The following is a 6,938-nucleotide window of genomic DNA, read 5'->3' on the forward strand; positions in this document are numbered from 1 at the left end:
GCGGGGCATGGCGGGCTTTCGGATGGGGGATGGGGCGCAATCTAGCAGACCGCGGGGCCAGACCGCGGGGCCACGGCGGCCGGCGCGGGGGGCTGGCCGTGGCGGGGGACCCCACGGTCAGCCCCGCGGTCGGCGCATCAGCAAGGCCTCGCGGGTCACGGGTTCGGCCAGTCGTTGCAGCCACCACTGCAGCGCCGGGCCCACCGGGCGGCTGGCGCCCCGCCGGGCCGCTCCGGCCCGCCAGGCGTAGGCGGTGCGCGCGGTGCGCGGCGGCAGCGTGGTCTGGCGCAGGACCAGGTGGCCGGCATCCAGATACGGTTGCACCAGGGGCTGGGGCAGCCAGCCGCACCCCAGGGCGCGCAGTTGGGCCTCCAGCTTCATCTGCATGGTCGGCACGGTCAGCACGTCCTGGCCGGGCAGCAGCCCGAAGGTCAGCCCGCCGCGCGGGGCCGAGTCGGCCACCGCGACGATGCGGTGCTCCCGGATCAGGTGCGGCGTCAGCGGCTCGGGCGCGTCGGCGAGCGGATGGCACGGCGCCACCACGAACCAGAAGGCCACCTCGCCCAGCAGCTCCATCCGCACGTCGCCGCCCGGGGGGCGGTCCAGCGCCACGCCCAGCGCCAGGTCCGCCTGGCCCGTCAGCAGCGCCTCCAGCGTGCCCGACAGCGTCTCGCTGCGCAGCCGCAAGCGGGTGGGCGCGCCCAGCGCAAAAAAGGCCTCGCACAGCTCCAGCAGGGTGCGCGGGTCGATGACGGCATCGGCGGCGATGGTCAGTTCCGACTCCCACCCGGTCGCGACGCGGCGCACGCGTTGCGCCACCGCGTCCCATTCCCGCAGCAGGTGTTCGCTGGCGCGCAGCAGCTCTTCGCCGGCGGGGGTGGGCTGGGCGCGGCGCGCGCGCCGGTCGAACAGCAGCACATCCAGCGCGTCCTCGATCTGCCGCACGCGGTAGGTTAGCGCGCTGGGCACCAGGCCCAGTTCGCGCGCGGCCGCGGCAAAGCTGCCGCAGCGGGCGATGGTCGCCAGCAGGGCGAGCTGGTCCGGGCCGAGGGCGGCCCGCGCCGCGTGGGCGGTCGGGGTCGGGGGCTGGGGGCGCATCTGGCGTTCGGTATTCAAACGATTTGAATGATGCCATCAAACCCCGTGCGCCGCAGGCCCATGCCGGGCGCCCTACAGTTCAGCCATCGCCACCCCCATCGGGAGCATGCCATGATCGCCAAGCGCGCCAGTCAGGAGCGGGGCTACGCAGACCACGGTTGGTTGCAGACCCACCATTCGTTTTCGTTTGCCGGTTATTTCGATCCCCGCTACATGGGCTGGGGCAATCTGCGCGTGATCAACGAAGACGTCATCGCGCCGGGGGCGGGCTTCGGCATGCACGGGCACCGGGACATGGAGATCGTGACCTACGTGCTGGGGGGTGAGCTGGCACACCGCGACAGCATGGGCCATGTCGAGACCATCCGCGCCGGCGAGGTGCAGCGCATGAGCGCCGGCCGCGGCGTGATGCACAGCGAATTCAACCACGACCAGGGCCCGACGCATCTGCTGCAGATCTGGATCGAGCCGAATGTGCGCGGCATCGACCCCGGCTACGAGCAGAAGGCCTTTTCCGCGGCCAGCAAGCGCGGGCGGCTGTGGCCGATCGCGGTGCCGGTCCAACGGGCCGAAGCCCTGGCCGGCGGCGACGATCCGCCGGTGCGCATCCACGCGGACGCGGCGCTGTACGCCGGGCTGTTTGACGGGGCGGAGTCGGCGACGCATGCCCTGGCCCCCGGCCGGCTGGCCTATGTGCACGTGGTGCGCGGGCGCATCGCCATCAACGGCCAGCCGTTTGGCCGCGGGGATGCCGCCATGGTGGCCGACGAGCCGGCCGTCACCCTCGCCAACGGTGAGGATGCCGAGGTGTTGCTGTTCGATCTGGCGCGCTGATGCCCCCGCGCCGGTGTCCGATTTTTCCGATCACCCGCGGGTGATCGCTCGTCGCCCCCACCGGGGGGGCGTTCATCGTCCTGAAGGAGTTTGCTCATGTCTCACATCGTCGTCGTTTATCACTCCGGCTACGGCCACACCCAACGCATGGCACAGGCCGTTGCCGAAGGCGCAGGCGCCCAACTGCTGGCCATCGATGCCGACGGCAACCTGCCCGAAGGCGGCTGGGAGCAGCTCGACGCGGCCGACGCCATCGTCATGGGCAGCCCGACCTACATGGGCAACGTGAGCTGGCAGTTCAAGAAGTTTGCCGACGCCTCCAGCAAGGCCTGGTTCGTGCAGAAGTGGAAGGACAAGGTCTTTGCCGGCTTCACCAACAGCGCGACCATGAACGGTGACAAGCTCTCCACCCTGCACTACCTGTTCACGCTGGCCATGCAGCACGGCGGCATCTGGGTGGGCACCGGCCTGATGCCGTCGAACGCCAAGGCCGCGCAGCGCAACGACGTCAACTATGTCGGCTCGTCGGCCGGTGCCATGGCCACCACGCCGTCGGACGCCAGCGCGCAGGAGATGCTGCCGGGTGACCTGGAGACCGCCCGCCTGTTCGGCCAGCGCGTGGCCGCGGTGACGGCCCGCCTGCGGGGCTGAAGACCCGGGGGCGGGCGGCGGTCCGCTCCCTACAATCGGGCGCATGTTCGTCCACCTGCGCCTGCACACCGAGTTTTCCGTCGTCGATGGCACGACGCGCATCGACGATGCGATCGAGCGCGCCGCCGCGGACGGCCAGCCCGCGCTGGCCATCACCGACCTCAACAACCTGTTTGGGGGCGTCAAGTTCTACAAGGCGGCGCGGGCGGCCGGCGTCAAGCCCGTGCTGGGCGCCGAGGTGAACCTGGAGGGGCTGGAGGGTGACACCCGCGTCCCCCCGCCGGCTGGCGGGCCCACGCCCGCCGTGCAGCGCGTGCTGCTGCTGGTGCAAACCCACCAGGGCTATCTGAACCTGTGCGAACTGCTGGCCCGCGCCTGGACCCAGGGGGTGGTGCGTGACCAGGCCTTCGTGCGCTGGTCGTGGTTGCAGTCGCTTTCGGAGGGGTTGATCTTGCTCTCCGGCGGCGCCGCGGGCCCGGTGGGGCATGCGCTGCTGGCCGGTGACGAGGCCCGCGCCGCCGAATGCGCCCTGCGCCTGGCGCAGGCCTTTCCGCACCGGTTTTACCTGGAGGTGCACCGCGCCGGCCGTCCGGACGACGAGCGCCATGTGCAGGCGGTGGTACCGCTGGCCGCGCGGCTGGGCCTGCCGGTGGTGGCCACGCACCCGGTCCAGTTTCTGGCCCCGGAGGACTACGAGGCGCACGAGGCCCGCGTGTGCATCGCCGAAGGCGAAATCCTGGCCAACCCCAAGCGCGTGCGGCGCTTCACGCGCGAGCAGTACTTCAAGTCCGCGGCCGAGATGGCGGCGTTGTTTGCCGATCTGCCGTCGGCGCTGGCCAACACGGTGGAAATCGCGCGCCGCTGCAACCTGACGCTGACGCTGGGCAAGCCGCGCCTGCCGGATTTTCCGATTCCGCCGGTCGACGGCCGCCAGCTCGACACCGAGGCCTACTTCCGCCACGTCTCGCGCCAAGGGCTGGAGGAGCGGCTGCAACACCTCTACCCGGACGAGGCCGAGCGCGACCGCGAGCGCCCGCGCTACCTGCAGCGGCTGGACTTCGAGCTCGACACCATCGTCAAGATGGGTTTTCCGGGCTACTTCCTGATCGTGTCGGACTTCATCCAGTGGGCCAAGACGCACGGCTGCCCGGTCGGGCCGGGGCGTGGGTCCGGCGCGGGCTCGCTCGTGGCGTACGCGCTGAAGATCACCGACCTCGACCCGCTGCGCTACAACCTGCTGTTCGAGCGCTTCCTCAACCCCGAGCGGGTGTCGATGCCGGACTTCGACATCGATTTCTGCCAGACCAACCGCGACCGCGTCATCGACTACGTCAAGGACAAGTACGGCAAGGACGCGGTCAGCCAGATCGCCACCTTTGGCACCATGGCGGCGCGCGCCGCGATCCGCGACGTCGGCCGGGTGCTGGACTTCGCCTACGGTTTTTGCGACGGCATCTCCAAGCTCGTGCCCAACAAGCCGGGCATGAGCGTCACGCTGCAGTACCCGCCCAACCCCAAGAAAGACGGCGACAAAAACAACTACGCCATCGAGATGGAGCCGCTGCTCGCGGAGCGCGTGCAGAAGGAGGAGGAGGTGCGCCAGCTGATCGAGCTGGCGCAAAAGCTCGAGGGCCTGACGCGCAACGTCGGCATGCACGCCGGCGGCGTGCTGATCGCGCCGGGCAAGCTGACCGACTTCTGCCCGCTGTACCAGCAGCCCGGCAGCACCTCCACCGTCAGCCAGTACGACAAGGACGACGTCGAGGCGGTGGGGCTGGTCAAGTTCGACTTTCTGGGCCTGGCGACGCTGACGATCCTGGAGCTGGCCAAGGACTTCATCGTCGCGCGCCACCCGGATCAGCGCGACTTCGCCTTCGAGCGCATTCCGCTGGACGACGCGGCCACATACGAGTTGTTCCAGCAGGGACGCACCGAGGCGGTGTTCCAGTTCGAATCGCGCGGCATGCAGGGCATGCTGCGCGACGCCAAGCCCACCCGGCTGGAGGATCTGATCGCCCTCAACGCCCTGTACCGCCCGGGCCCGATGGACCTGATCCCCAGCTTCGTCGCGCGCAAGCACGGCCGCGAGCCGGTGGAGTACCCGCACCCGCTGGTGGAGCCGGTGCTGGCCGAGACCTACGGCATCATGGTCTACCAGGAGCAGGTCATGCAGACCGCCCAGGTGCTGGGCGGCTACAGCCTGGGCGGCGCCGACCTGCTGCGCCGCGCCATGGGCAAGAAAAAGCCCGAGGAGATGGCCAAGCACCGCGAGATCTTTCGCGAGGGTGCGGCCAAAAACGGCATCAGCCAGGACAAGGCCGACGAGGTCTTCGACCTGATGGAGAAGTTCGCCGGCTACGGCTTCAACAAGTCGCACGCGGCGGCCTACTCGCTGCTGGCTTACCACACGGCATGGCTGAAGGTCCACTACACGGCCGAGTTCTTCTGCGCCAACATGACCATTGAGCTGGACGACACCGACAAGCTCAAGGTGCTCGTCGAGGATGCGCAGAGCTTTGGCATCCGCTTCGAAGGGCCGGACATCAACCGCGGAACCTACCGGTTCGAGCCGGTTAGTGACCGCGAGATCCGCTACGGCCTGGGCGCGGTCAAGGGCACGGGCCAACAGGCGATCGACGCCATCGTGGCGGCGCGCGAGGGCCGTGGCGTGGGGCCCAGCGGGCACGTCGCGGGGCCGTTCGCCAGCCTGTTCGATTTTTGCTCGCGCGTGGACCGCTCGCGCGTCAACAAGCGCACGGTCGAGGCGCTGATCAAGGCCGGCGCCTTCGACCGCCTGCACCTCAACCGCGCCGCGCTGCTGGCCTCGCTGGACCGCGCCTTCGAGTGGGCCGCCGCCCAGGAGGCCAACGCCCAGCAGGGCGGGCTGTTCGATGCGCTGGGCGACGGCGGGCACGGCTCCGCCGCCGAGGCGCCGCCGCTGGTCGACGCGCTGCCCTGGGGGGTCAAGGAACGCCTGGCGCACGAAAAGGCCGCGCTGGGGTTTTACTTCTCCGGCCACCTGTTCGACGAGGTGGAGGCCGAGGTGCGCCGCTTTGCCAAGGTGCGCCTGGCGGATGTCGTGGACAGCCGCGAGCCGTTCCTGGTCGCGGGCATCGTGGGCGACCTGCGGGTCATCAACGGCCAGCGGGGCAAGGTGGCCATCTTCAAGCTGGACGACAAGAGCGCCGTGCTGGAGGCCACCGCCGACGAGGGGCTGATCCAGGCGCACCGCAACCTGCTCAAAGACGACGAACTGGTCATTGCGCAGGTGCTGGCGCAGCCAGACCGATTCTCGGGCGGGTTGCGGCTGAAGGTGCAGCAATTGTGGGATCTGCCGACGGCCCGCTGCCGTTTCGGCAAATACCTGCGCGTGGCGGTCAACGGCCGGGCGCCGGACATCGCCGCCGTGGTGCGGGACTTCCCGCCGCAGCGCGAAACGACCGAGCACGGCGAGCTGCTGCGCGCGCTGCCGGTGCGGCTGGCCGTCTGGCGCGAGACGGCGCGCTGCGAGCTGCAATTGGACGACCGCGCCAGCTTCTACCCGACCGATGCCGCCTTGGCGCGCTGGATGGCCCAGGCGCACGAGCAGCGGGCCGAAGTCGTGTACGACTGATCACTCGTTGGGCCGGAAACCCAGGATCAGCGTCGGGGGCACGCGGCCATTTTCGTCGCGCGGCAGGCGCGCGGTGCGCTCGATCGCGCGCAGCACGGCGTCGTCCCAGGCGCGGTGGCCGCTGGACTTGAGGAGCCGGCTGCTCAGAATCGTGCCGTCGGGCAGGGTGCGGACCTCCACCTCGGCGCGCGGATTGCCCGGCACGGTGTCGGCGAAGACGATGTTCGGGCGGATGTGCGCCACCAGCCGGCCGGCGTAGCTGGCCGAGGGGCCCGCGTCGCGCTCCGCCGTGCCGCGGGCCTGCGCGCCACCGGTGGCATGGGCCTGGCCCAGCATGCGTTCCAGATTGCGCTGGCGCTCGGCCTCCAGTTGCGCCTGCTCGCGCTCGGCGCGCTCACGGGCAGCCTTCTCCTGCGCCGCCTTGGCCTTGGCGGCCTGTTCGCGTTGCGCTTGTTCGCGCGCGGCCTTTTCCCGGGCCGCCTTTTCCCGCTCGGCCTTCTCGCGTTCGGCTTTCTCCCGCCGGGCTTTTTCCTGGGCGGCTTTCTCCTGGGCGGCTTTCTCCTGGGCGGCTTTCTCCTGGGCGGCTTTCTCCTGGGCGGCGCGTTGCTCGGCCAGGCGGCGGGCTTCCTCGCGGCGGCGCTGCTCCTCGCGCTGGCGCTGCTGGCCCACGGGCTGCTGGCGCTGGCGCTGGCCTGGGGTTTGGCATGGCAGCGCGAGACAACCACGGTCGCCTCGGCCGAAC

At 70.4% G+C, this 6,938-nt stretch carries 5 protein-coding genes; 3 read left to right on the top strand and 2 right to left on the bottom strand.

Annotated features, from left to right (window positions below):
* Nucleotides 1–117 precede the first annotated feature (117 nt).
* Nucleotides 118–1,098, bottom strand: a complete 981-nt coding sequence (locus tag Tfont_RS13980) for a LysR family transcriptional regulator (protein WP_143969899.1) — start codon at nucleotides 1,096–1,098, stop codon at nucleotides 118–120.
* A 111-nt stretch (nucleotides 1,099–1,209) separates the two neighbouring features.
* Here Tfont_RS13980 and Tfont_RS13985 point away from each other — a divergent pair, with 111 nt between their 5' ends.
* The 3 genes from Tfont_RS13985 (at nucleotide 1,210) to dnaE (ending at nucleotide 6,196) form a co-directional block, all read left to right on the top strand.
* Nucleotides 1,210–1,932, top strand: coding sequence for a pirin family protein (locus Tfont_RS13985; RefSeq protein WP_068610536.1), 723 nt, complete (start codon nucleotides 1,210–1,212; stop codon nucleotides 1,930–1,932).
* Between the two features lie 96 nt (nucleotides 1,933–2,028).
* Nucleotides 2,029–2,583, top strand: coding sequence for a flavodoxin family protein (locus tag Tfont_RS13990; RefSeq protein ID WP_143969896.1), 555 nt, complete (start codon nucleotides 2,029–2,031; stop codon nucleotides 2,581–2,583).
* Between the two features lie 43 nt (nucleotides 2,584–2,626).
* The gene (dnaE, locus tag Tfont_RS13995) at nucleotides 2,627–6,196 is read left to right on the top strand and encodes a DNA polymerase III subunit alpha (protein WP_143969897.1); all 3,570 of its coding nucleotides are present in this window, start codon (nucleotides 2,627–2,629) and stop codon (nucleotides 6,194–6,196) included.
* On the opposite strand, the gene tolA is transcribed toward dnaE, so the two are convergent.
* Nucleotides 6,197–6,938: cell envelope integrity protein TolA (gene tolA / locus Tfont_RS14000; protein WP_143969898.1), on the bottom strand; the 742-nt coding region annotated here is incomplete at its 5' end. It abuts the gene before it with no gap.

This window comes from Tepidimonas fonticaldi (genome assembly GCF_007556755.1).
GTDB lineage: Bacteria > Pseudomonadota > Gammaproteobacteria > Burkholderiales > Burkholderiaceae_C > Tepidimonas > Tepidimonas fonticaldi.